General features: G+C 72.9%; 31 protein-coding genes and 1 pseudogene. 14 read left to right on the top strand and 18 right to left on the bottom strand.

The features are described 5' to 3' along the window. Positions 1-166 precede the first annotated feature (166 nt). Positions 167-289, top strand: a complete 123-nt coding sequence (locus AB0H83_RS30815; RefSeq protein ID WP_360100900.1) for a hypothetical protein — start codon at positions 167-169, stop codon at positions 287-289. A 7-nt stretch (positions 290-296) separates the two neighbouring features. Here AB0H83_RS30815 and AB0H83_RS30810 read toward each other — a convergent pair whose 3' ends face one another. Beyond that, the gene (locus AB0H83_RS30810) at positions 297-1,730 is read right to left on the bottom strand and encodes a glucose-6-phosphate dehydrogenase (protein ID WP_360100897.1); all 1,434 of its coding nucleotides are present in this window, start codon (positions 1,728-1,730) and stop codon (positions 297-299) included. Positions 1,731-1,794: 64 nt separating this feature from the next. Here AB0H83_RS30810 and AB0H83_RS30805 point away from each other — a divergent pair, with 64 nt between their 5' ends. Both AB0H83_RS30805 and AB0H83_RS30800 read left to right on the top strand, forming a co-directional pair. Further along, positions 1,795-2,232 carry a TIGR03618 family F420-dependent PPOX class oxidoreductase gene (locus AB0H83_RS30805; RefSeq protein WP_360100918.1) on the top strand — a complete coding sequence of 146 codons (438 nt, stop codon included), beginning with the start codon at positions 1,795-1,797 and terminating at the stop codon, positions 2,230-2,232. Between the two features lie 31 nt (positions 2,233-2,263). Further along, on the top strand, positions 2,264-2,722 hold the full coding sequence (locus AB0H83_RS30800; RefSeq protein WP_360100894.1) for a DUF4878 domain-containing protein: 459 nt from the start codon (positions 2,264-2,266) through the stop codon (positions 2,720-2,722). Positions 2,723-2,974: 252 nt separating this feature from the next. On the opposite strand, the gene AB0H83_RS30795 is transcribed toward AB0H83_RS30800, so the two are convergent. From AB0H83_RS30795 to AB0H83_RS30785, 3 genes are read right to left on the bottom strand one after another with little or no spacing between them, the layout of a single operon-like run. Next, positions 2,975-3,778 (bottom strand): hypothetical protein, encoded by an 804-nt coding sequence (locus tag AB0H83_RS30795; protein WP_360100891.1) that lies wholly within the window; start codon positions 3,776-3,778, stop codon positions 2,975-2,977. Then, a complete protein-coding gene (locus AB0H83_RS30790) occupies positions 3,775-4,989 on the bottom strand; it encodes an MFS transporter (protein ID WP_360100888.1) in 1,215 nt (404 codons plus the stop codon). Before AB0H83_RS30790 ends, AB0H83_RS30795 begins: the two co-directional genes overlap by 4 nt. A gap of 57 nt (positions 4,990-5,046) precedes the next feature. Further along, a complete protein-coding gene (locus AB0H83_RS30785) occupies positions 5,047-5,835 on the bottom strand; it encodes a HEAT repeat domain-containing protein (protein WP_360100885.1) in 789 nt (262 codons plus the stop codon). A 33-nt stretch (positions 5,836-5,868) separates the two neighbouring features. On the opposite strand from AB0H83_RS30785, the gene AB0H83_RS30780 reads away from it, so the two are divergent. Then, on the top strand, positions 5,869-6,633 hold the full coding sequence (locus AB0H83_RS30780; RefSeq protein ID WP_360100882.1) for an aminotransferase class IV: 765 nt from the start codon (positions 5,869-5,871) through the stop codon (positions 6,631-6,633). A gap of 225 nt (positions 6,634-6,858) precedes the next feature. Here the strand turns inward: AB0H83_RS30780 and AB0H83_RS30775 are convergent, their stop codons facing one another. Next, positions 6,859-7,329 carry a hypothetical protein gene (locus AB0H83_RS30775; protein WP_360100879.1) on the bottom strand — a complete coding sequence of 157 codons (471 nt, stop codon included), beginning with the start codon at positions 7,327-7,329 and terminating at the stop codon, positions 6,859-6,861. Between the two features lie 112 nt (positions 7,330-7,441). On the opposite strand from AB0H83_RS30775, the gene AB0H83_RS30770 reads away from it, so the two are divergent. The 3 genes from AB0H83_RS30770 to AB0H83_RS30760 all read left to right on the top strand — a co-directional run bounded on the left by AB0H83_RS30770 (position 7,442) and on the right by AB0H83_RS30760 (position 9,863). Then, complete coding sequence (locus tag AB0H83_RS30770; RefSeq protein WP_360100876.1) at positions 7,442-8,353, top strand: hypothetical protein; 912 nt, start codon at positions 7,442-7,444, stop codon at positions 8,351-8,353. A gap of 4 nt (positions 8,354-8,357) precedes the next feature. Next, positions 8,358-8,735 (top strand): VOC family protein, encoded by a 378-nt coding sequence (locus AB0H83_RS30765; RefSeq protein WP_360100873.1) that lies wholly within the window; start codon positions 8,358-8,360, stop codon positions 8,733-8,735. 111 nt (positions 8,736-8,846) lie between these two features. Further along, on the top strand, positions 8,847-9,863 hold the full coding sequence (locus tag AB0H83_RS30760) for a hypothetical protein (protein ID WP_360100915.1): 1,017 nt from the start codon (positions 8,847-8,849) through the stop codon (positions 9,861-9,863). Between the two features lie 22 nt (positions 9,864-9,885). Here AB0H83_RS30760 and AB0H83_RS30755 read toward each other — a convergent pair whose 3' ends face one another. The 3 genes from AB0H83_RS30755 to AB0H83_RS30745 form a co-directional block, all read right to left on the bottom strand. Then, positions 9,886-11,736, bottom strand: coding sequence for an Hsp70 family protein (locus AB0H83_RS30755; protein ID WP_360100870.1), 1,851 nt, complete (start codon positions 11,734-11,736; stop codon positions 9,886-9,888). Positions 11,737-11,816: 80 nt separating this feature from the next. Beyond that, on the bottom strand, positions 11,817-12,419 hold the full coding sequence (locus AB0H83_RS30750; protein WP_360100867.1) for an NAD(P)H-dependent oxidoreductase: 603 nt from the start codon (positions 12,417-12,419) through the stop codon (positions 11,817-11,819). Continuing rightward, the gene (locus tag AB0H83_RS30745; RefSeq protein ID WP_360100864.1) at positions 12,412-13,926 is read right to left on the bottom strand and encodes an MDR family MFS transporter; all 1,515 of its coding nucleotides are present in this window, start codon (positions 13,924-13,926) and stop codon (positions 12,412-12,414) included. The genes AB0H83_RS30750 and AB0H83_RS30745 overlap by 8 nt, the downstream gene beginning before the upstream one ends. Before the next feature lie 80 nt (positions 13,927-14,006). Here AB0H83_RS30745 and AB0H83_RS30740 point away from each other — a divergent pair, with 80 nt between their 5' ends. After that, complete coding sequence (locus AB0H83_RS30740; protein WP_360100861.1) at positions 14,007-14,744, top strand: TetR/AcrR family transcriptional regulator; 738 nt, start codon at positions 14,007-14,009, stop codon at positions 14,742-14,744. An 11-nt stretch (positions 14,745-14,755) separates the two neighbouring features. On the opposite strand, the gene AB0H83_RS30735 is transcribed toward AB0H83_RS30740, so the two are convergent. Beyond that, on the bottom strand, positions 14,756-15,223 hold the full coding sequence (locus tag AB0H83_RS30735) for a group II truncated hemoglobin (protein WP_360100858.1): 468 nt from the start codon (positions 15,221-15,223) through the stop codon (positions 14,756-14,758). Between the two features lie 70 nt (positions 15,224-15,293). On the opposite strand from AB0H83_RS30735, the gene AB0H83_RS30730 reads away from it, so the two are divergent. Further along, a complete protein-coding gene (locus AB0H83_RS30730) occupies positions 15,294-15,824 on the top strand; it encodes a helix-turn-helix domain-containing protein (protein ID WP_360100855.1) in 531 nt (176 codons plus the stop codon). 44 nt (positions 15,825-15,868) lie between these two features. Here AB0H83_RS30730 and AB0H83_RS30725 read toward each other — a convergent pair whose 3' ends face one another. Further along, positions 15,869-16,960: a zinc-binding dehydrogenase gene (locus AB0H83_RS30725; RefSeq protein ID WP_360100852.1), complete on the bottom strand. Its 1,092-nt coding sequence runs from the start codon at positions 16,958-16,960 to the stop codon at positions 15,869-15,871. Positions 16,961-17,033: 73 nt separating this feature from the next. On the opposite strand from AB0H83_RS30725, the gene AB0H83_RS30720 reads away from it, so the two are divergent. Then, positions 17,034-17,747 (top strand): HD domain-containing protein, encoded by a 714-nt coding sequence (locus AB0H83_RS30720; protein ID WP_360100849.1) that lies wholly within the window; start codon positions 17,034-17,036, stop codon positions 17,745-17,747. 440 nt (positions 17,748-18,187) lie between these two features. Here the strand turns inward: AB0H83_RS30720 and AB0H83_RS30715 are convergent, their stop codons facing one another. Beyond that, a complete protein-coding gene (locus AB0H83_RS30715; protein WP_360100846.1) occupies positions 18,188-18,697 on the bottom strand; it encodes a diadenosine tetraphosphate hydrolase in 510 nt (169 codons plus the stop codon). A gap of 79 nt (positions 18,698-18,776) precedes the next feature. Between AB0H83_RS30715 and AB0H83_RS30710 the strand changes: the two genes are divergently transcribed. Both AB0H83_RS30710 and AB0H83_RS30705 read left to right on the top strand, forming a co-directional pair. Next, the gene (locus AB0H83_RS30710; RefSeq protein WP_360100843.1) at positions 18,777-19,271 is read left to right on the top strand and encodes a hypothetical protein; all 495 of its coding nucleotides are present in this window, start codon (positions 18,777-18,779) and stop codon (positions 19,269-19,271) included. Next, a pseudogene (locus AB0H83_RS30705) lies at positions 19,163-19,903 on the top strand (PQQ-binding-like beta-propeller repeat protein); the annotation flags it as partial. The gene AB0H83_RS30710 and the pseudogene AB0H83_RS30705, both read left to right, overlap by 109 nt. Before the next feature lie 42 nt (positions 19,904-19,945). Here AB0H83_RS30705 and AB0H83_RS30700 read toward each other — a convergent pair. Then, complete coding sequence (locus AB0H83_RS30700) at positions 19,946-20,872, bottom strand: EamA family transporter (RefSeq protein ID WP_360100840.1); 927 nt, start codon at positions 20,870-20,872, stop codon at positions 19,946-19,948. A 65-nt stretch (positions 20,873-20,937) separates the two neighbouring features. Here AB0H83_RS30700 and AB0H83_RS30695 point away from each other — a divergent pair, with 65 nt between their 5' ends. Further along, a complete protein-coding gene (locus AB0H83_RS30695; protein ID WP_360100837.1) occupies positions 20,938-21,837 on the top strand; it encodes a LysR substrate-binding domain-containing protein in 900 nt (299 codons plus the stop codon). A 72-nt stretch (positions 21,838-21,909) separates the two neighbouring features. Here AB0H83_RS30695 and AB0H83_RS30690 read toward each other — a convergent pair whose 3' ends face one another. From AB0H83_RS30690 to AB0H83_RS30675, 4 genes are all read right to left on the bottom strand, one after another. Continuing rightward, positions 21,910-22,323 carry a hypothetical protein gene (locus AB0H83_RS30690; protein WP_360100834.1) on the bottom strand — a complete coding sequence of 138 codons (414 nt, stop codon included), beginning with the start codon at positions 22,321-22,323 and terminating at the stop codon, positions 21,910-21,912. Positions 22,324-22,487: 164 nt separating this feature from the next. After that, positions 22,488-22,871 (bottom strand): cupin domain-containing protein, encoded by a 384-nt coding sequence (locus tag AB0H83_RS30685; protein WP_360100831.1) that lies wholly within the window; start codon positions 22,869-22,871, stop codon positions 22,488-22,490. 49 nt (positions 22,872-22,920) lie between these two features. Beyond that, positions 22,921-23,307 carry a VOC family protein gene (locus AB0H83_RS30680; protein ID WP_360100828.1) on the bottom strand — a complete coding sequence of 129 codons (387 nt, stop codon included), beginning with the start codon at positions 23,305-23,307 and terminating at the stop codon, positions 22,921-22,923. After that, the gene (locus tag AB0H83_RS30675; RefSeq protein ID WP_360100825.1) at positions 23,304-23,597 is read right to left on the bottom strand and encodes a metalloregulator ArsR/SmtB family transcription factor; all 294 of its coding nucleotides are present in this window, start codon (positions 23,595-23,597) and stop codon (positions 23,304-23,306) included. Before AB0H83_RS30675 ends, AB0H83_RS30680 begins: the two co-directional genes overlap by 4 nt. A gap of 89 nt (positions 23,598-23,686) precedes the next feature. On the opposite strand from AB0H83_RS30675, the gene AB0H83_RS30670 reads away from it, so the two are divergent. After that, positions 23,687-24,472 (top strand): FkbM family methyltransferase, encoded by a 786-nt coding sequence (locus AB0H83_RS30670; RefSeq protein ID WP_360100822.1) that lies wholly within the window; start codon positions 23,687-23,689, stop codon positions 24,470-24,472. Positions 24,473-24,479: 7 nt separating this feature from the next. Here AB0H83_RS30670 and AB0H83_RS30665 read toward each other — a convergent pair whose 3' ends face one another. Next, a complete protein-coding gene (locus AB0H83_RS30665) occupies positions 24,480-25,133 on the bottom strand; it encodes an SIMPL domain-containing protein (protein WP_360100819.1) in 654 nt (217 codons plus the stop codon). A gap of 91 nt (positions 25,134-25,224) precedes the next feature. After that, complete coding sequence (locus AB0H83_RS30660) at positions 25,225-25,707, bottom strand: CoA-binding protein (protein WP_360100816.1); 483 nt, start codon at positions 25,705-25,707, stop codon at positions 25,225-25,227. Position 25,708 lies beyond the last annotated feature (1 nt).

Genomic DNA, 25,708 nt, shown 5'->3' with positions numbered 1-25,708 from the left:
CACCCTCAAGTTCAACGGCACCGAGGACTCCTCCCTGCAGACCTCCTTCGTCCTGGACGACCTGGCCGTCACCGTCAGCTGAGCACCACCACGCACGCGGGCCGGGTTCCCTCGGGAGCCCGGCCCGTTTGGTTGGACCGGCCGGGCGGCGGGTACCGGCAGTCGCATGCGAATCGGAAACGTCGAGATCCGGCCGCTGGCCGGCGGGCTCGGCTGCCTGCTCATGATCCTGGCCTCGCTGGTGGTGTCCGTCCTGTGTACGCTCGGCGCGAACCTGCTGCTGCGCTGACCGTCCATCATGGACGGGTCCAGCCTTCGGGGCCGTCACTGCCGGCGGCGTACGTGTCCAGCGGGACATGGTCGTCGCGCCAGGCGTCCAGGACGGGCCGGATGATGCGCCAGCACTGCACGGCGGTGTCGCCGCGCACGGACAGCGTCGGGTCGCCGGCGAGCACGCCGTCGAGGACCTCGCCGTAGGGCGGCAGGTCACCCTCGCCGAAGTCGGCGCCGAGCGTGACCTGGTCGAGCCGGGTGGGGTCGCCGGGACCGTTCAGGTTGAGGTCGAGCCGTAGCCGGTCGGGGCGCAGCCCAATGCGGAGCCGGTCGGGGCGGTCGTGGCCGGTGAAGCCGCCCGGCACCTTCGGCGACGGCCGGAACGTGACGACGATGTCCTTGCGCGGCCGGCCGAGCGCCTTGCCGGAACGCAGCAGGAACGGCACACCCGCCCACCGCCACGTGTCGACGGTCAACAGCACCTCCGCGAGCGTCTCGGTGCCGCTGTCCGGCGGGATGCCGGGTTCGCCACGGTACGCCGGGAGCCGCCGCGACCCGACGGTGCCGGCGGTGTACTGGGCACGGCGGCTGCACCGCACCGGGTCGTCCTGCCACACCCTGGTCGCGCGCAGCACCAGCGCCTTCTGGTCGCGCAGGTCCCCGGCGGTCAGCGTGGCCGGCGGCTCCATCGTGAGCAGCGCGAGCACCTGCAGCAGGTGGCTCTGGACCATGTCGACGAGCGCGCCGGCCCTGTCGTAGTAGCCCGCCCGCCCCTCCAGGCCCAGGTCCTCGTCGAACACCACCTCGACCCGTTCGACGTGGCCGTTGTTCAGCAGCGGCTCGACGATCCGGTTCGCGAAGCGCAGCCCGAGGATGTTCAGCACCGTCGACATGCCCAGGAAGTGGTCGACGCGGAAGATCCGCTGCTCCGGCACGATCCGGTTGATCAGCGCGTTGAGGTCGGCGGCCGAGGCCTCGTCGGTGCCGAACGGCTTCTCCAGCACCAGCCGCGTGCCGTCCGGTACGTCGATGCCGGTGAGCACCTGGCAGGCGCGCACCGTGACGGCCGGGGGCAGCGCGAAGTACAGCACCGGGACGCCCGTGCACTCGCCCAGCAGGCGGGTCAGGTCGGCTCGATCGGTGACGTCGGCTTTGTGGTACCGCGACCGCTCGATCACCTGGGTGACCCGCTCGTCGCCGCCGGCGCTGCCCTTGACCGCCGCCGTGACATGCTCGCGCCACTGGGCGTCGGTCCAGTCGTCGGTGCCGCAGCCGATCAGGGTGAGGCCCGCCGCGCCCCCGTGAGCGAGCAGCCCGGCCAGGCCGGGCAGCAGCAACCGGGCGGTGAGGTCACCGCCGGCGCCGAGGATGAGCAGCGTGGGTGGCTCGTGCGCGGCGCTGGGCTGCGTGCCGCTGGGGTCTTCCTTGGAAGTGGGCGCGGTCGATGCAAAGCTCATGTCTGCGGTATGCCCCGTCACCGGCCCGGCATGCGGCGGGCGCGGGGATAGGCTGGTCGGCGTGATGACGAGCGAGGCGGGCCTGCGGCGGGTGGCGGAGCTCGCCGAGCGGGAGCACTGGCTGGCGGTCCTGGTGACGGTCCGCCCCGACGGCGAGCCGTCGACGTCCGTGGTCAACGCGGGCATCCTGCCCCACCCTCTGACCGGCGAGCCGGTCGTCGCGCTGGTCTCCCGCGGCGGCACGGCAAAGCTGCGCAACCTCGCCGACCGGCCGCGGGCCACCCTCGTCTTCAGGGCCGGCTGGGAGTGGATCTCGGTCAGCGGCCCGGCCGAGGTGATCGGCCCCGAGGCGGGCGCCGAGCCCCTGCGCCTGCTGCTGCGCGACGTGTACCACGCCGCCGGCGGCGTGCATCCCGACCTCGACGAGTACGACCGGGTCATGCTCGAGGACCGCCGGGTCGCCGTGCTCGTCCGCCCTGAACGCTTCATCACCAACCCCTGACTTTCCCGCCGCGGTCCCCTATGGTGTCGGCGTGGCGTACCCCTACGAAGTCCCCCAGCCGCCCAGGCAGCAGCGGCCGTGGAAGACGATCCTGATCGTGCTCGGCGTGGTGCTCGTCCTGTGCTGCGGCGGCCTCGTCTTCGGCGGCTACCAGCTGTTCAAGGGCGTCAAGAACGCCACCGAACCGGCCCGCACCGCGGCGGACACGTTCGTCACCCACCTGGAGGACGGCAACGCCGACGCCGCCTACGCCCTGCTGTGCGAGGCGACCCAGGCCAAGTTCACCAGCGCCGCCTTCCGCGACGGCGTCGCGAGCCAGCCGAAGATCCGCAGCCACTCCTTCTCCGGCGTCAACGTGATGAACAACAACGGCCGCACCACCGCGACCGTCACCCTCGTGCTGACGCTCGACACCGGCTTCACCGACCGTCACGCGTTCCCCCTGGTCAAGGAGGGCGGCGAGTGGAAGGTGTGCGGCCAGCCCTACTGACCCCGAGGCCGCTCGGCTCGCACGGTCAACGCGCACGGGCCGGCCGGCCGCCGGGGCGGGCCGGCCGCCGGGACGGGCCGCGCGCTCACCGGCGAGGCAACCCGTCGAGGCGCCGGTTTCCTCCGTGCTGGTGATCGGACCGAGCCTGACGGTCCCGCGGCAGAGCCTGCACACGGGAGCCGACGGCAGCGGTCCCGCCGGCGCCGTGGGCGCGCGGGGCTGACTGGCGCTGCGCGGCGCACCGGAGACGGCTCAGGAGGCGTGCGCGTCGATCAGCGCCACCCTGTCGTGCAGGCCACGGCGCACGCTGACCGCGCGCTGCAGATCGAGCGGCGGGACGCGCAGCGACCAGTCCCGCCAGCGCACGGTCTCCAGGCGTGCCGCGGCGGCCAGGCCGAAGTCGGTCGCTAACGGTTCGTCCGCCGCCGGGCCCACCCCGCCGACCCACTCCACCCGGGCCCCGCCCGCTCCGCCAGCAGCACCATCGTCGATCGCACCGCCTCCGCCGGCCGAACCGCCAGATTCCGCGCCGGGTGAAGCGTCCCAGTCCGCACCGCCCGGCGAGGGGATCATCGCGCGCCCCCACCAGGAGCAGAACCAGTCCGCCGGGGCCACCGGCTCCATCAGGCCGTCGAGCAGCAGGTCGCCCACCCGCAGCGCGTCGCCGTCGGACACGACCAGGTCGAGGTCGCCCGGGGTGACGGGAATGTCGCGCACCGCCAGGGCCGCGCTCCCCGTCAGCCACCAGTCGACGCCCGCGGGCTCCAGGCGCCGGCACACCTCCTCCAGCGCGTCAGCCCACGGCACCGGGTCGAGGCCCGCAACCTGGCGCAGCATCGGCAGGATCAGCCGCTGGAAGTTGGACCAGGCGCGGTCGAGGTGCGGGGTGCCGTCCGGGAACCGCTTGCACCAATACCCGTCCCGCGACGTGAACCCCGCCCTGCCCACCGCGGGCACCAGCTGCGAAGGCACCCGCACCAGCCTGAACTCGCCACCGTGCCGCTCCACCACCAGATCCACGCCCCGATCCCACCACAGGGGTACGACAAAACTCACCGCCGCAGCATGCGCAGCCCCGCGGCGACCACGCCGAGGGCGACGGTCCCCACCGCGCACGCCAGCAGGGTCGGGCGGGCCCCGAGGGCGCCGACCAGCGGGCCGCCGAGCATCGTGCCGAGCGGGACGGCGAGGACCAGCACGGAGCCGTTGGCGGCGAGGACCGACGGCAGCTCGGCGGCGGGTGTCGTGCGCTGGAAAAGGGCCATGGACGTCGCCATGTACGGCGCCCAGATCGCCCCCGCGAGGGCGAAGCTCGCCGCGGCGAGCGGGGTGGGCGCGCCGAGGCCGAGGGGCAGCATCGCCGCGCCGAACGCCACCACGATGCCGATCGTCGTCGGCCACAGCGACCAGCGGCTCAAGTAGCCGGCCGCGAGCCCGCCGAGCAGGGCACCGGCGCCGAACGCGGTGTAGAACACGCCGAGGACGGTGGCGGAGGCGTGCAGGTCGGTGGCGACGTGCACGGGCATGGCGACGTAGAACGGCCCGAACAGCAGGAAGAACGCGAACGACAGCGCCAGCAGCCCGAGCAACGTCCGGTCGGCGCGCAGCGCCGCGAACCCGGGCGCCGACGAAGCAGACGGAGACACAGCAGGCGAGGGCGTAGCAGGCACCGCGAGGCGGTAGGTCACCGCCAGCACGGCGAAGCTCGCGGCGTCCACGGCGATGACCGTCGCCGCGTCCGTCCAGCCGATGAGCAGCCCCGCCAGCGGCGGCCCGGCGACGGTGGCGACGTTGCGGATCGTGGTCATCACGGCGTTGGCCGGCAGATGGTGTTCGGCTGGCAGCAGCTCGGCGATCAGCGTGTACTGCCCGGCCGACCCCCACGTGGCCAGCAGCGACGAGACGGCCAGGAGCGTCACGTACAGGCCGAGGGAGAGACCGCCGAACGCGGCGGTCACGGCGATCGCGCCGAGGCCGGCGGCGCGCAGCACGGCGTTCCAGCCGGCCAGCTGGGCGCCGCCGCGGCCGCGGAGGAACCGGCCGAGCAGGACACCGCCGGCGGCGCTGGGCAGCGAGTACGCGGCGACGGCGACCGCCACCCAGGTGCCGCCGTGCGCCTCCGGGGCCAGTTGCAGCGCCAGCCAGGTGACGGCGACGAGGGACATGCCGTCGCCGAGGGCGGAGACGACCAGGCCGGGCAGGACCCGGCCGAGCTGCGGGTGGCTGACGACGGGCCAGTACGGCGAGGAGCGGACACCGGTGCGCATCCGCTCACCCGATCGCGGCCGGCGGCGGCGATCAAGGGTGGTTCACCGTCGGCGGATTCAGCCGGTGGCGGATCGGGCGGCGATCGCGGCCTGGATGCGGCGCAGGGTGCGCAGCGCCTTCTTGGCGGCGACGTCGACCCGGCCGTCGAAGACGGTGGCGGCGTGGTCGGTGGCCATGAGCCGCTCCAGGATCGGGGTGGCCCGCTCGTCGCCGGTGGAGCCGAGCGCGACCGCCGCCCAGTACCGCTGGTTCGGGTCGGGACTCGCGGTGGCCTGTTCGAGGCGGGGCAGGATATCGGGGGTGAAGCGGGCGAGGTTGCTGGCGATGTACCCGATGCGGGGGTAGCGGCGGTGCTCCAGCTCGTGCCACAGCGCGTCGAGCGCCTCGGGTCCGCCGATGTCGGCGAGGGCGTCGGCGGCGTGCTGGCGGGTGTACTCCTGCGGGTCGCCGAGCAGCCGGGCGAGGACGGGCACCACGCTCGCGTCGCCGAGCCGGCCGAGGGCGCGCACGGCCTGCTCGCGCACGTTCCAGTCGCGGTCGTCGAGCAGGTCGAGCAGGGCCGGCACGGCCTCGGTGAAGCCGCCGGCGGCGCAGCCCATCGCCGCCCAGGCCTGGCAGTTGTACCGGGTGTCGGTGAGCGCGGCCAGCAGCGGCTCGCGCAGCGAGTCGTCGACGAAGACGTCCGCCCGGTTCAGGGCCCTGGTGTACAGGGAGCGGTGGTAGTCGCCGTAGTCCCGCACGACGGCGCGGACCGCCTCGGCCGCGGTGACGTCGTCGGGTGCCCGGTCCAGGAGCTCGTGCAGCAGCTCCTCCCGTGCCTCGAGCGTGCCGGAGCGCAGGTCCACCGCCCTACGGTACAGGGACTATGGTGGACGATCATGAACGGGCTGATCCGGCTGGAGATCGACGGGCAGGTGCCGAGCGCTGAGCAGCTGTACCACCCGGCGCTGGTCAACTATGGCCACCTGACCGCCCTGCAGGTCCGCTCGGGTCGCGTGCAGGGCCTGGGCCTGCACCTGAGCCGCCTGGCGTCGGCGTCGCTGGCCCTGTTCGACACGCCGCTGGACCCCGCGCACGCCCGCGCCCTGCTGCGCCACGCCGTGCGGGACGTACCCGACGCGGCCGTGCGGGTCAACGTCTACCAGCCGGTGCCGGGCGGTCCGCTGTCGGTGCTCGTCGCGGTCCGGCAACCGGTGTACCCCTCACCGTCGCCGCTGCGGTTGATGTCGGTGCCGTACCAGCGCCCGGTCGCGCACATCAAGCACCTCGGCAGCTTCGGCCAGATCTACTGGGGCCGCGCCGCCGTCGAGCACGGCTTCGACGACGCCCTGCTCACCACCCCCGACGGCGAGATCACCGAGACGGCGGTGCACAACATCGCCTTCTTCGACGGCGCCGACGTCGTCTGGCCGGACGCCCCCGCCCTGCCGGGCGTCGCGATGCAGTTGCTGGAGCCGCTGCTGCCGTCCCGCCGCGCCGTGGTCACCCTCACCGACCTGGCCGCGTACCGCGCCGCGTTCGTGACCAACTCGATCGGCGTCGTGCCGGTCACCGCCATCGACGAGCACGCGTTCGCCGTCGACGAGCCACTGATGGCCACAGTGACGAAGGCGCTGGCGTCGGTGGCCTGGGACGAGCTCTGAGCGCACCGCGGCCCGGTGACGCAGATGGCCCGTCCGGCGCTCCCATGCCGGACGGGCCTGCCGTTGAGCTGACCCTCTGCCGAGGGGGTGCGCGGAACCTGCCCGGGCCGGTGGCGGCCGACCCGGGCAAGCCTTGCTGAGAGCGCTCTCACAGAGTTGTACGTCGATGGAGCGGCAATGTCAAACTCTGTTAACCGAAACGGCACACCGGTATGATCGCGGGCCCTACGGGAAGCTCACCAGGTACACGGGGACCGTGTCGGTGCCCTGCGCCGGCCCGCCCGTGCTGTTGATGACGTGGGCGATCGTGCCCTTGCCGCCCAGCGACACGGTGAGCAGGTCGTGGAACTTCACGTTCGGGTTGACCGGGGTCTCGAAGCCGTGCTCGTTCACGATCGACGGGTCGGCGGTGAAGTTGCAGTAGCTGCCCATCCCCCACGCCTCGTGCGACGTGACGGTGTCCGCGACCTTGTACGCCGCATAGCCGCGCGCGTCCGTGCGCCACGCCGACTGGCTCGGTGGGTCGTACGGCTTCTCGTTCTGGAAGAAGATCGTCCGGCCGTTCTGACCGTTCCAGATCACCTCGTCCTTCTGGTAGTGCTCGACGAACAGCCCGTACGCCGAGACGGAGTCACCGTTGACGACGGTACGGGCGGGGCGGGTCCGGGTCAGCCGATCACCTGAGGGGCGGCCCACCGCTTCAGTTGGAATCCTGACCCGCCCGGTACCAACCTCGGATCCGGGTGACGCGGCATCGCCGGGATGCCTAGGCTCACCTGCGAATGTTTTCCCCGGGGAGGAAATAATCATGGCCGTTCACGTCGACCTGCAGGCAACACCTGAAATACTCCGCCAACGCCTCTACGACGGTCACCTGCTGGTGATGACGAAGCTGCCCTCGGTCGCGAAGTTCGTCGACCACGCCCGGGAGCAGCTGACGGAGCTGTTCGCCCCGTACGACCCCGAGCACGTCCACGAGCACTTCGAGCCGGCCGCGATGGCCGCGCTGCTCGGCCCGTGGAAGCCGCGGTTCATCCACGACGAGCGGTCCAAGAAGCTGGTCCGCAACATCATCGAGGAGGCCGGCTTCACCGCCGAGGAGACCCACTTCGACGTGCCGAAGCCGCGCACCTCGTTCCCCGTCGGGCACCTGACCACCGGCGTCGCGTTCGCCTTCCCGTGGCACCGCGACGTGTGGTACTCCGCGCCGCGCCAGCAGCTCAACTGGTGGCTGCCGATCTTCCCGGCCCGCGACGACAACGCCATGTCCTTCGACCTGGACCGCTTCAACGCGCCCGTCGAGAACGACTCCGCGGACTTCGACTACTACCGCAACAACGTCGGCCGGCTCACCACCGCCGCGTCCGTCAAGCAGGAGGCGCAGGTCCGCCCCGGCGCGATCGACCACAACCCGCCCAACGAGCTGGTCGTGCTGCCCGCGCCCGGCCAGGTGCTGCTGTTCTCCGGCGCCCACCTGCACCGCTCCACCCCGAACACGTCCGGCCTGACCCGCTACAGCGTGGACTTCCGCACCGTGCACGTCCCCGACGTGCTGACCGGCCGCGGCGCGCCCCTGGCCGACACGTACTGCTCGGGCACCGCGATCCGCGACTTCGTCAACGTCGCCGACGAGTCCCGCTTCGACGAGACCACGGTACGCGCCATCTACGGCGACCCGCCCGCCGGCGCGATGCTCGTCTTCGAGGCGCCGAAGGGCTGACCGCGTGCTGAGGATCGGTGCGATCGTGCTGGGCGTCGGCGACGTGCCGCGGGCCATCCGGTTCTGGCAGGAGGCGCTGGGGTACCGGGTGCACGAGGAGGGCTTCGGCGGCGCCGCGACGATCCTCGTGCCGCCCGGCGGCGCCGGCACCCCGATCGCGTTGCAGGCCAACGTGACCCCGCCGCAGGAGCACCCGCGCATCCACCTGGACCTGCACGTCGCCGGCGCCGCCGAGCAGCGGGCCGAGACGGACCGGCTGGTGGCCCTGGGCGCGCAGCGGGTCGCGTGGGACAGCTATCCCGCCGACCCCGACTTCGTGGTGCTCGCCGACCCCGACGGCAACCGGTTCTGCATCATCGATCTCGGCCACGTCCCGGACTGACCGGTGTCCAATGTGGATGTCCGGCGGGCGCCACGGTTTCGCAATGTTTCGGTGCGAGAATGCTCGGGTAGCGCGTCAGGTCTGAGCGATCCGGACGGTGGGGAGGTGCCGATGCGACTGGCCGTGCTCGACGTGGGCTCCAACGCCGCGCACCTGCACGTGGTGGACGCCCGCCCCGGGGGCCCGCCGCGGTCGGTGTTCCGCCTCAAGGCACCCACGCTGCTCGCCGACTCCGTCGACGACGACGGTGCGCTGTCCGACGACGCCGTGGACCGGCTCGTGTCCGCGGTGACCGAGACCGTCGACGCGTCCCGCCGCCACGCCGTCATCGACCTCATCCCCCTCGCCACCGCCACGATCCGCGACGCCACCAACGTCGAGGAGATCCGCGCCCGCGTCCGCAAGGCCGCCGGCATCGAGCTGCGCTCCCTCAGCGGCGAGGACGAGGCCCGCGTCACGTTCCTCGCGGTGCGCCGCTGGCTCGGCCGCGCCGCCGGTCCGGTCATGCTGCTGGACATCGGCGGCGCGACCACCGAGATCGCGGCCGGCGCCGGCGAGACCCCGGGTGTCGCGGTGTCGCTGCCGCTCGGCGCGGCCCGGCTGACCCGCACGATGCTGCCCTGCCACCCGGCCACCGCCCGCGACGTCGCCGCAGTGCACCGGCACGTGCTGCGCACCGTCCGGCCGCACGTCGCCCGCCTCCGCGCCGCCTTCGGCGCCGAGGCCGCCTCCGGACCGGGCGCCTGTGCTGCGGCCGGGCCGGGTGCCGGCGTCGGTGCCGGTCCTGCCTCCGGGGCCGGCGCCGCCCCGACGCGGAGGGCGGACGGCGGGGGTTGCCGGATCGCGACGTCGAAGACGTTCAAGCAGCTGTCCAGGGTCGCCGGCGCCGACGGGCGGCTGACCCTCGACGGCCTGCACGACTGGATCCCGCGCCTCGCCGCGATGCGCCCCGAGCAGCGCGCCGCCCTGCCCGGCGTCGCCGCCAGCCGCTCCCGCCAGATCCTCGCCGGCGCGATCGTGGCCGCCGCCACCATGGAAGCCCTCGACATCACCGACGTCGACGTCTGCCCGTGGGCCCTGCGCGAGGGCCTGCTCCTGCGCCGCATCACGGAGCTGTCCCGCTCCTGACCGCATTCGCGCGGGCCCTGGCTCAGGGGCCGAACCGGCGGGCCTTGGTGCTCTGCTTCGGGTCCGCGGGCCGCACCCCCGCCCCCTCCGCGCCGTCCACGGCCGGCGACCCGGCCCGTTGACCGCCCACCCGCTGTCCGCCCGGCTGTGGCAAGGTGTTCTGCGCGGCGGGGGCCAGGCACAGCTGGGTCTGCTCCTGCATCGCATACGGCTGGCCCGGATCCGGGCACGACCCCGCCGGGAACACCCTCGCCGTGACCGTGTACGCGTCCACCTCCGCACAGTCGACGCGGCGGGCCTGGGCGCCGTCCTGGCGTACGCACTGGCCGACCTGGATCGTGGAGAACGAGTCCGACGGCGCCACGACGAACCCCACCCAAACCCCCGCCGCGACCGCCACCGCCGCCCCGGCGAGCGTCCCGGCCGCGGCCTTCGCCACGCGGGCCGCCTTCGACCTCGGGCCCTTGCCGGTGGCCGCCTTTGCCTTCGCCGTGGCGACCTTGGCTTCCGCGGGCCTCGCGCCCGGCGCCGTGCTCCTGCTGTTCGCCGGGGCGGCGGTGGCGGGCTTGGGCTTTGCGTCCCTCGCCGGCCTGAACGCTGCCGGCGCGAACCGGGGCGCATCGGGTTGCGTCCGGCGACCCGTTGCGGTGCCCGGCTCCGCAAACGGCGGTTCCGTAACCGGCGGCACCGCAACCAACAGCCGCGCGGCCGCCACCTGCTCGGCGCCCGGCCGCGAGCCGGCGGCCCGCTCGGCGCCCGGCGGTGCGGCCTCGGCCTGCTCGGCGAGGCGGGGGCGGCGGGCCTGGCCGCGCGGGCGGACCGGCAGGCAGCCGTCGGCGACCGCCAGCTTCGGGCGCCGGACCGCGGTCGGCACCACGCCGAGCGCCTCGCGCAGCAGCCGCGCCACCAGCGGGATCCGCGAGGAGCCGCCGATGAGCAGGATGCCGGCGACCTCGGCGTGGGTCACGTTCGCCTCGGCGACGGTGGCGACCGTCGCGGCCACCGTGCGGTCCAGCAGCGGCCGGGCGATGCGCTCCAGGTCGGCCCGGGTCAGCGGCACCGACTCCTCGAACAGCGGCACCAGGATCGTCGTGGACCCGGCGACGGACAGCAGTTCCTTGCCGGCGCGGATCTCGTCGAACAGGCGGCGCGCGGCGCGGCGGTCGTCGGCGGTCTGCGGGCGGGCCAGGCGCTCCCAGCGGATCGTGTCGTCGGCGAGCAGCCCACCGAGGTGCGCGGCGATCGCCGCGTCGAGGTCCAGGCCGCCGGCGTCCGGCAGGCCCCGCTGCGCCAGGATCTCGAACGTCCCGCCCGTGCGGCGCACGACGGCGGCGTCGAAGGTGCCGGCGCCCAGGTCGTACACGATGAGCGAGGAAGCCTGGGGCACCTCGAGCGTGCCGGAATCGACCACGTGCAGGGCGGCCGCGACCGGCTCGGCGACGAGCCTGGTGGGGGCGAGGCCGACCTTCGCCGCGGCCCGGGTCAGCGTGGCCTGGCGGCGGCGGTCCCAGCAGGCGGGATGCGCGAGGGTGACGGTGCTCATCGGCTCACCCGCGACGCGCCGGGCCTCGGCCGCCACGCGGGCCAAGACGGCCGCGTACAGGTCGCCGACGGGACACTCGACGCCGCCGAGCACGACGGCGCCGCGGTCGACCGCGCGCTTCGGGTACGCCGCGAGCCGGTCCGGATACGCCTGGCCGAGGGCGAGCGCGTCGCGCCCGACGAGCAGGTGCGGCGCGTTGTCCAGGCAGGTCGCGGACGGCAGGAACTCCTCACCGTCGAACAGCAGCGGACGGTGCTCGCCGTCCGGCCCGGCGAGCACCGCGACGGTGCTCGACGTGCCGAAGTCGACGCTCAGCTGATAGCCTCCCACACTTTCAGGCTAAATGTCTGAGAGGCCCGTTGTCTCACGGTTGGTACGGCGGTGCCAGTGCCGGCACGTCGGTGCGCCTCTCATCGGGTGGTGCTCAGGGCCTGGTACGGGGACGTGGTCCTGGCGTTCTTGAGGGCCTGCGCCCACCAGGTGACCTGGTCGAGCACGATCTTGGCCGCGGCTGCGGACCGCTGCGGTTCCTTGGGTCGGCCGTCGCCGTCGAACGTTTCCCACACGTTGTGGAAGCTGACCGTGTCCCGGGTGGTGACGGCGTGCAGTTCGGCGAAGACCGCGCGCAGGTGCTCAACCGCGCGCAGGCCGGCGGACATCCCGCCGTAGGAGACGAACGCGACCGGCTTGGCGTGGAACTGGGTGTTGTGCCAGTCGATGACGTTCTTCAACCCGGCCGGGTAGCTGTGGTTGTACTCCGGGGTCACCACGACGAAGGCGTCAGCGGCGTCCAGGCGTGGGGTCAGCTCGCGCAGCGCCGCCAGCACCTCCGGCGGGGGCGCCATCGTCGGCGCGGCCGAGCCGATCGGCACGTCGGCCAGGTCGATGAGGTCGACGAGGATGTCGTCGCGGCGCTCGGCCTCGCCGACGAACCAGTTGGCGACGGTCGGGCCGACCCGCCCGTCTCGGATGCTGCCGATGAGGACGGCCAGCCGCAGTCGATTGTCAGACATGATTCTGCTCCAGAACGGGTGTAGGGGTGGACTGTTCGGTGCGCAGCGGCGTCTCGCGAACGAGCCAGGCGAGCGCGAACGCGAGGAAGCCGAGAGCGGCGCCGGCGAGGGCGATGGCGTGCACGCCGTTGGTGACCGCGGCGCGTACGGCATCCTGCGCAGCGGCTGGGAGCTGGTGGACGGCGCCGGCGGTCAGCTCGCCGGCGGAGAGGATCCGAGCAGCCTCGGCGGCGCTGAGGCGATCGTCGAGCGTGGCATGCAGCTGGTTGGTGTAGAGGGCACCGAGCCCGGCGGCGCCCAGTGAGGCGCCCATGGTGTGCCAGAGCGTGACCGATCCGCTGGCCGCGCCGACGTCACGCGGCGGTGCGCTGTTGATGGTGACCATCGTCGTGCTCTGCATCAGCAGGCCCACACCGGCACCGCCGAACAGCGTGAGCGCCGACGCGAGCACCACATCGGCGCCCGGCCCGAGCGCGAGCAGGACAAGCATCCCGCAGGCCAGCAGCGCACCGCCGAGGATGGGGTGGGCACGGTAGCGGCCGGTGCGGCTGATGAGCTGGCCGCTGCCGATCAGTACCACGACCATGCCGAGCATCGCGGGCAGGATCAACATGCCGCTCGCGGTCGCGGATGCTCCCTTGACCAGTTGCAGGTACTGGGGCAGGAAGGTGGCGAACACCATCATTGCGGCGCCGGCCAGCAGCCGCAGGATCTGGGCGAGGGTGAAGTTGCGGTTGCCGTACAGCCGCAGTGGGACCACCGGTTCGACGGCGCGCCGTTCGACGGCGACGAACGCGGCCAGGGCCACGAGGCTCACGACGGCGAGCCCGACGATCGGCGCCGACCCCCAGGAGTAGCGGCTGCCGGCCCAGCTCGCCAGCAGGGTCAGCGCGACCATGGCGGCGCTGAGCAGCAGTACGCCTGGGACGTCGATGCGGGCCTTGATCCGCCGGGCTGCGGCCGGCACGGTGGTGGCGATGAGCAGCACGGCGGCCACACCGAGCGGGATGTTGACGTAGAAGGCCCACCGCCAGCTGAGGTGGTCGGTGAACAGTCCCCCGAGCAGCGGGCCGGCGATGAAGGCGACGGGCATCATCGTGCCGAACAGGCCCATGAGCCGGCCGCTCTGCCGGGGAGGCACCAACTCGGCGATGAGCGCGAGGGCGCCGACCATGAGACCGCCGCCGCCGAGGCCCTGGACCGCTCGGAAGCCGATGAGCTGCGCCATGTCCTGGGCCGCTCCGGACAACCCGGACCCGAGCAGGAACAGGATGATCGCCGACAGGTATGCCGGCTTGCGCCCGTACAGATCTCCGAGCTTGCCCCAGATCGGCGTCGAGGTGGCCATGGCGACGAGGTAGGCCGTCACGACCCAGGAGAAGTGTTCCAGCCCGCCGAGGTCACCGACGATCACCGGCAGCGCAGGCCCAAGCATCATCCCGTCGAGCGGCGCTGTGATCATGCCGAGGATCACCCCGAACACGCCCACACGCAGAGGTCGACTCACGGTTCACTCCAATCGCGTACGTCGTACTCGAAATGCAAGCTAGCCTTTCGAGTACGATGTACGCAAGAAGGGGAGGTGTGATGTCCGCCGCCGAGCATCAGGTCAGCATCTGGATGCGCCCGGAGAAGGTGGAGCGGTCCGGCCCGGGCCGGCGACCCGGGTACAGCCGGGCCCAGATCACCCGGGTCGCCGTCGAGATCGCCGATCAGGAAGGGCTGGACGCCGCGACCATGCGCCGGATCGGCCAGGAGCTGGGCACCGGCGCCATGTCGCTCTACCGGTACGTGCCCAGGCGGGACGACCTGATCGACCTCATGCTCGACGCGGTGGTCGGGGAGGTCGAGCTGCCCGAACGGCCCAGCGGCGACTGGCGCAGGGACCTCTCGCTGGTGGCCCACCAGACCCGCGCCGTCGGCCTGCGCCACCCCTGGCAGGCCACCCTCGCCCGGCGCCCCACGCTCGGCCCCAACTCACTGCGGGTCTACGACTACTCGCTCAGCGCCCTCGACGGATTCGGTCTGCACATCGACGAGATGACCAGCCTGTACGGCATGGTGGGCGACTACGTCGCCAGCGCTGTCCGCGACGAGATCGGCTGGCTGGACCAGGCCCGGAGCACCGGCATGGATCGCAAGCAGTGGATGGCCGAGTACGTCGGACCGTACGTCAGGCACGTCGTCGAATCCGGCAGTTACCCGATGTTCAGCCGCGCCATCCGCGAGGGGCGGCTCTCCCACATGTCGCCCCACGCGCGCTTCCAGTACGGCCTGGACACCGTGCTCAACGGCATCGCCGCCGCCCTGCCCGGCAACCCCTGAGAGCCGTTGTCTCACGGCTGGTACGGCGGTGCCACCCCCCATCCCCAGCGCGGCACCGGCGCCTCCCGCGGCGGGTTCGCGCCTGGCTGCGAGTTCTCCCGGGCCAGCCGCGTGCCCCACTCCAGGTAGCCCACGAACGCCGCGCGGAACTCAGGGTCGCCCGGCAGCCCGACCTCGTCGGCCGCGTCGAGCATCAGGTTGACCCAGCGCCGCCGTTGCGGCTCCGTGACGCCCTTGTTCAGGTGCTGGTTCAGCATGTACGGGTAGCCGCCGTGCGCAGCGGTGTACGTGGCCGGACCACCGAACACCTCGGCGAGCCAGGTCGCGACGTGCTGGGCGTGCCGCGGGTGCATGTGCGCGAACACGGGCGCCAGCAGCACGTCCTGCGGCACCTTGCGGTAGAACGCCTCGCAGAGCGCCATGAACGCCTCGGTGCCGCCGGCCCACTCGTACAGTGTCGGCGGTTGCTGCTTGTCCATGGGAACACTCGACCACAGCGCCCGGTTGGTGATCCAGTACGCACTTTCCGGTAAGTAGGGAGCCCGCACGGTGGAGAAGCGCTACCACTGCCCGGTCGAGCTCGCCGTCGACGTCATCGGCGGCCGGTGGCGCCCGGTCATCCTGGCGCACCTGAAGCAGGGCGCGCACCGGTACGGCGAACTGCGCCGCCGCATGCCCCAGGTCAGCGAGAAGATGCTGGTGCAGCGCCTGCGCGAACTGGAGGCCGACGGCCTGGTGTCCCGCGAGGACTTCGGCACCGTGCCGCCGCACGTGGAGTACCGGCTGACCGAGGAGGGCGCCAGCCTCGCCCCGGTCCTGCAGGCCCTGTACGACTGGGGCACCGCACGCGCCGCCCGCACCGGCACGCCGATGCCCAGACCGTCGTCTGTGCCGGCCGCCAGGTGGGGCAACGACAGGCAGGATCTCGGCGCAGGCGACGGCAGTCTCGGCGGCCTGCACGACGCCGGTCGGCCAGCCGGGTGTAGTCGTCGACGACGATCGACGTCGGTTGCACCGTCCGGCGACCCGACTGGCGGAATCGGGCGCTCCTGGCCGAGATCCGCCGACACGCCGGGTTGACGGTGACGATGCACGCCCCGCTCGCCCCCGGGCGGCGGTGCGGGTCAGACGATGAGCAGGGTCTTGCCGAGGGTCTGTCGGGCTTCGATGGCGGCGTGGGCATCAGCGGCATGGGCGAGCGGGAACGTCTGGCCGATGACCGGGCGGAGCCGGCCCTCGGCGGCGGCCTGCAGGGCGCGGGCCGTCAGCTCCGGTGCCTGCTGCCCGATGCGCAGCAGCTCCGGGAAGCCGAACGCGGTCACGCCGGGTTGCGTCAACGAGCCGCCGGGTTGCGTGAACGGACCGCCGGGTTGCGTGAACGGGCCGCCGGGTTGCGTGAACGGACCGCCGGGTTGGGTGAACGGACCGCCGGGTTGCGTGGACGGACCGCCGGGTTGCGTGAACGGGCCGCCGGGTTGCGTGGACGGACCGCCGGGTTGGGTGAACGGACCGCCGGCGGCGCCGTGCACGAGGAACCGGCCGCCGGGGGCCGTCGCGGCGAGGGCTTCGCGGCCGATGGTGCCGCCGACACCGTCGTACACGACGTCGAGGCCCGGCAACGGGTCCGCCCATCCGGGGACGGTGTAGTCGACGGCCTCGGCGCCCAGGTCGCGGATCAACGCGAGCTTCCGCTCGCCGGACGCTGCGCCGATGACGCGGGCGCCCGCGGCGACGGCGAGCTGGACGAGCAGGGTGCCGAGCCCGCCCGCCGCGGCCTCGACGAGGACGGTCTCCCCCGGCCGCGGCGCGGCGAGCTCGTGCAGCCCGAGCGCCGTGCGGCCGTCGGCGAGCAGCGCCGTCGCCTCGAGGGTCGGCACGCCGTCGGGGACCGGCACCACGTTGCGGGCGGCGGCGACCGCGAGCTCGGCGTATCCACCGGTGCCGTTGAGGCTCGCCACCACCCGCCGGCCGACCAGCCCGCGGTCGCCGTCCGCGCCGACGCCGGCGACGGTCCCGCCCACCCCGTTGCCCAGCACTGCCGGCGGGACCGCGCCTGCCTTCGGGGCCCGACCGGCCCTCGTCTGCGTCTCGATGAACGTGATCCCGGCCGCCTCCACCCGGATCAGCACCTCGCCGGGGGCGGGGACCGGCTCGGCGGCCTCCCCCAGCTCCAGCACCGACGGGGGACCGACCGCGCGCCACCACACCGCTCGCATCACTGGACGATCCTGCAACCTCAACCAGGCTTGAGGTCAACCACCGGTTGCCGTGATCCGCTATATGTTGATGATGGACTATCCGCCGTACCTCTCGACGATGCCGATGCACGCGATCACCGAGGTCTACGGGGAGGACGGGCTGCGCGAGCGCTACCGTCTGGAGATCCAGCGCTTCGCCGCCCCCGAGCGCCAACGGCTGGTCGACGCCCTCGACGTCGCGACAAGCCTGCACCGTGACGACCGCCGGGTCCGTGAGCCCTACATCAACCATCTGCTGCGCGTCGCGATCCGCGTCATGCACCACTACGAGGTCAGCGACGTCGACGTCATCACGGCCGCCGTGCTGCACGACGCGGTCGAGGACCACCCCGACGAGCTGGCCGGCGTCCCGGGCGCCGGCGCCGAGTCCGCCCTCGCGGCGCTCGCCGCCCGCTTCGGTGCCCGCACTGCCCACCTCGTCGCCGCCGTCACCAACCCCGTCTACGACCCGGCCGCCGACAGGGACGAGCAATACCGCCGGCATGTCCGGCAGAGCCTGGAGCGCGAGCCGTGGGCTCGCGTGCTGAAGGTCTCCGACTTCACCGACAACGGCGTCGGCGTCATCCACACCACCGGCCCGAAGGTGGCCCGCTCGGCGGCGAAATACCGCCCGCTCGTGCCCGTGCTGCGGGAGCTGGTCGCCCGGCCGGACACCCCGCTGTCCCGGCTGGTGAAGCAGCACATCTTCGGCCAGCTCGACCTCGCCGAGGAGCGCTTCGCGGCCATCCTCGACCCGGTGGTCTGACCGCCCGCCCACTGCTTGCCGCCCGCCCACTGCTTGCCGCCCGACCACTGCATGCCGGCCGCGGCCAGCATCGGCGACCTGCACCGGCCGAGAATCAGGTCCAGGCGCAGACCGGCGAGGTGCATCGGCCGCAACGGCCAGCGCCCTGGCACTGCGGAGCCGGGCCAGCTTGGTCGCGTGGCGGGCGGCCAGCCCGTGCGCCCGGGCCTCCGCGAACTCGGCCCTGACCCGCGCCCGCTCATCACGCCGCCGCTGCCACTGCGCGGCCTGCGCGGCGAGCCGGGCCGGCTGGTCGATCGTCGCGGTCGCCCCCGCACCCGGCGCTTCCAGCGAAAAGTATGGACGTGGCACGTGCCGCCTCCCCCCGGTAGGCGCTACACCCCGATCCTCGGGGTCGCACGCCGCCGTGTCCAGCGCGATGACGGCCCGTGACCGGTGCCTCACAGACCCGGGAAGTCCTCGGGGATCCGGGCGAGCTCGTCGTAGTCGGCGCTCAGGCGCAGGATCTCGGCGGTGAGGTCGGCGCCCAGCGGGTCGTGCTCGGGGCCGAGCGGCACCGCCCGCGCCACCGCCGGTGGGTAGTGGCTGACGGGGCCGCGGAGCAGTTCCGGGGGCTCCCAGCCGTACCGCGGATGGATGTGCGCGTGCAGGATCGGGTCGAGGTTGCCCAGGACGCTGTAGTTGACCCGGCGGAACTCGGGGTCGCGCCGGGCGCACACGGTCTGCACCGCCTCGCCGATCAGGTCCAGGTCGGCCAGGAACGCCAGGCGTCGCGCCCGGGGCAGGTCGGCGAGGCGGTCGGCGTCGGGGTCGTCGGACAGCAGAACGCAGTAGCCCGGCAGGAACTGGGTGTCGCCGATGACGGCGAACCCCGATGACAGCCGCGCCAGCACCGTGGGGTTGCGGCCCTGCAGTGCCGACCGGATCCGGTCCTTGCGCCAGTCATCCATCGCCATCACGATACCTACACCCTGCCACCGCCGGCGTACCCGCAGTCACAGGGTTGAGCGTCGCCCGTACAGTGACCGCATGGCGTTGCGGGGACGGCAGGTGCTCATGCTGGTCGCTGTCGTGGTGGCAGTGCTCGCCCTCGCCGCCACGGGGATCGTCGTGGTGCTGTCGAGGGTCGGCACCGGCCCCGCGGTCAGCCTGACGGTGACCGCCTCGAGCTCCGGGGACCTCGAGGTGACCCGGGCGCTGCTGCTGGCCAGGATGCGGGCCGCGAAGCTCGACGACCCGTCGGTGACCCGGTCCGGCGAGCGCGGTCTCGTCCTCACCGCCCGCGGCACCACGGCGGCGCAACTGCGCGCGCTCACCGTCCCGGGCCGGCTCAGGCAGCGGTGGTCGGTCACGCCGGCGGCCGGGGCGGAAGGGTGCGCCCCCGCCCTGCCGCCGCCGCTCGTCGCCGGCGGGCGGTGTACGTCCTGGACGGCGAAGGGGTCACCGCGCTCGACGCGGGCACCGGCAAGCGGATCTGGCGGGACCCGAAGATCCTCGACGGCGCCGACTTCCGCAAGCTGGTGATCAGCGACGGCCTGCTCATCGTGGCCGGCACGAGCTATTACGCCAACAGCGACCCCGACGGCCACCTGTACGCGCTGGACGCCGCGACCGGGGCCCGCCGCTGGCACGTGCTGCAGGAGCCGCCCGTCAACGAGCTCGTCGTGGACGCGGGCACCGTCGTCACGTCGGGGTGGGCGACGATGACGAACGAGGACACGGTCATCGCGTACCGCGGCCGCGACGGCGCGAAACGGTGGAGCCGCACCGGCGCCGTCCTCGCCGGGCCGGTGTCGGCCGCGGGGCGGGTGCTGCTGCACGACGCGCACGGCGCCGCCGCCGTGACCGTCGCCGGTGGGCGGCACCTCTGGCGCACCAAGGTGCGGTGGACGCCGCGCGCCGCGACCGGGGAGCGGTTCGTCGCCGTGCCCGACCCGGTGGGGCAGGGTGACCAGACGGGAGTGGCGGCGATCCGGGCCGGCGACGGCGGCATCGCGTGGCGGCGGCCCGGCACCGCGGAGTCCGTCGCGATCGACGGGCGGCGGGTGTACGCGGCCACGGGCGCCACCCTCACCGCGCTGCACGCCGGCCGCGGCACGAGGCTGTGGAGCCGGACGCTGCCCGGGGCGGCGCAACGGCCGGTCCGGGCGGGCGGGCTGCTCTACGTCACGGTCGAGGGGCACCCCATGCGCGTCCTGTCACCGGTCACCGGCCGGGACGTGCCCGGCGCAGGCCGGTTCGACCGGGCGAGCGGGCACGCCGTCGTCACCGGCGGGCGGCTGTACCTCACCGATGGCACCACGCTCAGGGTCTACCGCCCGTGATCCGGTACGGGCGGCGCCGACCCCCGCCGCCACCACCAGCCCGACGCCGAGCACCGCGAGGGGGCCGGGCGCCTGGTGCAGCAGCACCCCGCCGACGAGCAGCGCGATCGCCGGCTCCAGGCTCATCAGGGTGCCGAAGGCACCGGCGGTGAGCTTGCGCAGGGCGTACATCTCCAGGCTGAACGGCACCACGGCGAGCAGCACGGCCAGGCCGAACCCCGCGGCCAGCACGGGCCAGGTGAGGCCCGCGACGACCGCCGGGCCCGCCACGGCCGCCGCGACGAGCCCGGCGACGGTGGTGGAGACGGCCAGGCCCGCGTAGCCGCTGACGTGGTCGCCGACGTGCTGGGTCAGCAGGATGTAGCCGGCCCAGCACGCGGCGGCGGCCAGGGCGAACGCGACGCCCGCCGGGTCGGTGCCGCCGTGCCAGGGCTCGGTGAGCAGCAGCACGCCGCCGCCGGCGAGCACCGGCCAGAGCACGGCGAGTCCCCGGCCTCGCGCCGCCGCGACGGCGAGCGGGCCGAGGAACTCCAGGGCGCTGGCGGTGCCGAGCGGCAGCCGCGCGACGGCGGCCATGAACGTCAGGGTCAGGCCGGCGGTGACCACGCCGAGGGCCACCGTGGCCAGGATGCTGGCCCGGGTGAAGTCGCGCGGTCGCGGCCGGACCAGCGCGAGCAGCAGGAGCGCGGCGCAGGCGAGGCGCAGGCAGACGGCGCCGGACGGGCCGACGCTGTCGAACAGGCCGACGGAGGCGGCCAGCCCGAGCTGGATGCAGACCATGGCGGCGATCGCGGCGAACATGCCTGCAGTACACGGCATCGCAACCGTCCACGTCCACGTGAGATTTGTTGAGGTACCGTTCGAAAATGCTGAACAATGACCGCCTGCTGCTGCTCGCGGAGCTGGCCCGGCTGGGCTCGATGCGGGAGGTCGCCGAGGAGCTCGGCACCACCACGTCGACGGTGTCGCAGCAGCTGGCGGTCCTGGCGAAGGAGGCCGGCACCGCCCTGATCGAGCCCGACGGGCGGCGGGTGCGGCTGACCCCGGCGGGGCGGCGGCTGGCCCGCCACGCGGTGACCATCCTGGCCGCGGTCGAGGCCGCCCGGCTGGACCTGGACCCGTCGGCGGAGCCGGCCGGCACGGTGCGGGTCGCGGGGTTCGCCACCGCGATCCGCCGGTCGCTGCTGCCGATCGTCGCCGCGCTGCCGGCTCGCCACGAGCGGCTGCGGGTGCTGATCCACGAGCACGAGCCGGCCGAGGCGCTGCAGCTGCTCGCCGGCGACGAGGTGGACCTGGCGCTGACGTACGACTACAACCTCGCCCCCTCGGGGTTCCCCGACACGGTCGAGGTCAGTCCATTGTGGAGCGTCAGGTGGAGCCTCGGGGTGCCGGCCGGGGCAGGCGTGGACGGTGGCGCGCTGGCGGTCTTCCGGGCGTTCCGCGACACGAACTGGCTGGTCAACTCGCGCAACACGGCCGACGAGGACGTGGTGCGCACCGTCGCGTCGATGGCCGGCTACACGCCCCGGATCGCGCACCGCGCCGACAGCCTGGAGCTGCTGCAGGACCTGATCGCGGCCGGCCTGGGGGTCGGGCTGCTGCCCGCCGACCAGCCGGTGGCCGCCGGTGTCGCGCTGGCACCGCTGCGCCGCCCGGACGTGCGGCTGCGCGCGTTCGCGGTGACCCGGCTGGGCCGCCGCGCCTGGCCACCGCTCGCGGTCCTGCTGGATCTGCTGACGAGACCGGCTCCGCCGAACCGCTCGTAGCCGTGCGGGGCGCCGCCAGCAGGCGACGGCCCCACACACACATTGCCTACCGTCGTCGTCGGACGGTTCGCGTCAGTAGATTCGAGCCTCAGCGCCGACGCAGGAGGTGTTGAGGTTGATGGTGCACTCGCCTGCTGTGATCTTGGTGACGTTCCCGGCGAAATTGAACTGCCGGGTGACGGTCGTGCCTGCCCCGCCGCCGTTGTACACGACCTCACTCCGCGTGCCGCCGTCGTTGTACCTGGCGGTAAGGCCCATCACAGCCCCGTAGCCGTCGGCAATGGTGTCCTTGACATTGACCTCCAGGTACAGGCGCCCGCCGGACCACCACCAGGTGCCGTGCGCCCAGACGCCGTAGGCGTCCCCGGCGGTGCCGCTCAGGCTCCAGCTGGTTGCCGCCTGGGCGGGTGCCGGGGCGATCGCCACCGCACCGAACGTCGTGGCTGCCATTGCGGTCAGGGCGACGACGAACCGGCGCATCCTCATGTCGTACCTCCATCTGAATCGGTTCGACCGCAATGCTTTCGCAACGTTCCGCGGCGGGCGTCAACCGACGAGTTGGCTTTTCGCTAAACCTGCGCGGTACGGACACAGTGGACACCGGGCTGACCCGCCGCCGGCACGCCCGTCGCGGAGCAGGTCATCGTCCGTCAGAGGCTGTGCCCGGTGGTGGTGTCGACGTGGGAGGGCACCGCGCCGTCGTGGCGGTCGCCGGTGGAGACGGTGCCGGACGGCTCGAACATGAGGATCGCGCCGCCGGGCGAGGACGGGCGGTGCTCGACGCCGCGGGGCACGACGAACGTGTCACCCTGGCGCAGGGTCACGGTGCGCTCGCCGTGCCCGTCGCGGATCGCGACGTCGAACTGCCCGTCCAGCACGAGGAAGAACTCGTCGGTGTGCTCGTGCACGTGCCACACGTGCTCGCCCAGGGTGTGCGCGATCCGCACGTCGTAGTCGTTGACCCGGGCCACGATCCGCGGGCCGTACACGTCGTCGAAGGAGGCCAGGGCCTCGGTGAGGTTCACCGGTCGCACGGCACCCAGTGTGCGCCGCGGCGGAGGCGGCCGTCTTGTACGTTCCTGATCAGTGCTGCTGGGCGAGCTGGATGAGGTTGCCGCACGTGTCGTCGAAGATGGCGACGGTCACCGGCCCCATCTCGGTCGGCTCCTGGGTGAAGACGACGCCGAGGGCGCGCAGCCGCTCGTGCTCCTTGTGCACGTCGTCGACGGCGAACGAGGTGTACGGGATGCCGTCCTCGACCAGCGCCGCGCGGAACGGCCCGACCGCGGGGTGGGCGGCCGGTTCGAGGACCAGCTCGACGCCGTCGGGGTGCTCCGGCGACACCACGGTCAGCCAGCTGTGCTCGCCGAGCGGGATGTCGTGCTTCTTCACGAAGCCGAGGACCTCGGTGTAGAAGCGCAGCGCCTTGGCCTGGTCGTCGACGAACAGGCTGGCCAGGTTGATGATCATGAGGTGTCCTTCGCAGGGTTCAGCCACCGCCGCACGATGTCCTGCAGCGGCGCGGTGTCGAGGTGATGGAACTTGTACCGCCCCTCCCGCCGCACCACGACCAGCCCGGCCGCCTCCAGCAGCTCCAGGTGCTGCGAGATCGCCTGGCGGGAAGAGCTGATCTGGTGCTTCATGGTCAGGCGGCCGCAGAGCTCGAACAACGTCTGGCCGTCGCGGTCGGTCAGCTCGTCGAGGATCGCCCGGCGGGTCGGGTCGGCGAGCGCTTTGAAGATGTCGCTCACGCCACCCATGATAGGCAAGTATCTGCTTGCATATCAAGCAACTCGGCCACCTGACCTGCTTCCCGGTGCCAAGATGATCGGGTACGAGAGGAGCCCCGATGCGTGGCACGTACATCGGCCGCGACCGGATGCTGATCGATCTGGTCTACGGCGGCATGCTCGTCGTCCCCGCCGACGACTACAGCCTCATGCCGGCGCTCACCACGTGGGGCGCGATCGAGCCGCCGCTGACGAAGTTCTTCGCCGGTCACGTGAAGCCGGGCCACACGATCGTCGACGTCGGCGCCAACGTCGGCTACTTCACGGTCCTCGCCGCGAAGCTGGTCGGCACGCAGGGGCGCATCATCGCGTTCGAGGCCAACCCGGCGACCTGCGACCTGCTCAAGGACAACCTGTCGCTGAACTGGCTGACCGACCATGACATCACGGTGCGCACCGAGGCGGCGTACTCGGACAACACCACGGTCAAGTTCCACGCCTCGGCGAAGTTCGTCGGCGACTCCTCCATCCAGCAGCGCCCGGCGCACGCGCACCGCCGCGACGAGATCACCATGATCGAGGTGCCGGCGGTGCGCCTCGACGACGCGCTCGCCGACCTCCCCGTGATCGACCTGCTGAAGATCGACATTGAGGGCGGGGAGTACCACGCGTTCACCGGCATGATGAACCTCATCAAGGAGGACCGGATCCGGCGGATCGTGTTCGAGTGGAACGCGATCATGCTCGGCCCCGACACCGAACGCTTCGCCGCCCTGCTGCGCACGATCCGCGACGACTGCGGCGGCGCGTTCCGGGTGCTCGACCAGGAGGGACAGCCGACGCCGGTGACGATCGACGAGCTGGTGCGGGTGCCCTTTTACCCGTTCGCCGTCATCGAGCTCTGAGCGCCGTCTACAGGGCGGTCGGCGTGGTGATGGTGAACCGCGCCTCGACCTCCGCCCGCACCCGCTGCCGCTGCGGGTCCAGCTCCAGCGCCGGGCCGCCGCCGTACGCGCCGCGCGACTTCGCCGCCAGGTCGTAGGTCTGGAACTGCCCGAAGGACTCCGAGCCCCGGCCCAGCCCTGGGTCGGCCAGCTCCAGCAGCTCCACCACCTGCGCGCCGAGCGCGTCGGCGTACTCCTTGCCCCGGGCGATCGCGTCGGCGACCGCGTCCCGGCGCACCGCCCGGAACACCGGGCTGTCCGGCCGCAGCGACCACATCGGGCCGTTCACGTGCGTCTGATCCTGGTTGGCGAGGGTCAGCATCAGCTCCCCCAGCGCCGCGAAGTCGTGCACGACCACCGTGGTCGCCACACTGCCGGAGTAGGCGGTGACCTTCTCGCCCTTCTTCGCCGTTTCCGGGTGTACGTGCAGCCCGCCGGTCTCCCTGCGCTCGATCGCCTCGCTGTGCCGGTCCAGCAGTGCCCGCAGCGCGTCGGACCGCTCCCGGAGCCGGGTCAGCGCCGCCTGCCGGTCCTTGTCCCGCGCCACCACCACGACCGTGAACTCCGCCAGCTCCGGGTCGACCTCACGCAGTGCCTCGCCTCGTACCGCAACCACCGTCATGCGGCCAGCCTATGCGCCCGCGGCGGTGGCCGTGCCGGTGCCGCAGGCCGCGGGGAGTGCGGTCAGGTAGCGGTCGGTCAGGGCCGTCCCGCTACTGCAGGCCGCCGCGGACGGCCGTGATGCGCTGGGTGTTGAAGCCGAGCCAGTGCATCCGGCCCACGTAGCGGGCGTGCTCCACCTTCAGGCAGCGGTCCACGATGACCGTGAGCCCGCCCTCCTCGGCGATGCGGGTGCCCTCGGCGTTGATGACGCCGAACTGGGTCCACAGGGCCTTCGCGCCGATCGCGACGGCGTCGCGGGCGATGCCCGGCAGCGCGTCGGGGGCGCGGAACACGTTGACGACGTCGACCGGCACCGGGACGTCGCGCAGGCTGGCGTAGCTGGTCTCGCCGAGGATCCGCGGCTCGCGCGGGTTCACCGGGATCACCTGGTACCCGTGCCGCTTGAGGTAGTAGCCGACGAAGTGGCTGGCGCGCAGCTCGTTGCCCGACAGGCCGACGACGGCGATCGTCCTGGCGCCGTGCAGCACCCGCTGGATCGTCAGCGGGTCCTGGTACTTGCTGAGCTCGGTCATG

Origin of the sequence: Dactylosporangium sp. NPDC050688 (assembly GCF_040654515.1) — a bacterium.
Lineage (GTDB): Bacteria > Actinomycetota > Actinomycetes > Mycobacteriales > Micromonosporaceae > Dactylosporangium.
Note: the sequence above shows the minus strand (reverse complement) of the source record. Positions and strands in the feature narration are given on the sequence as shown.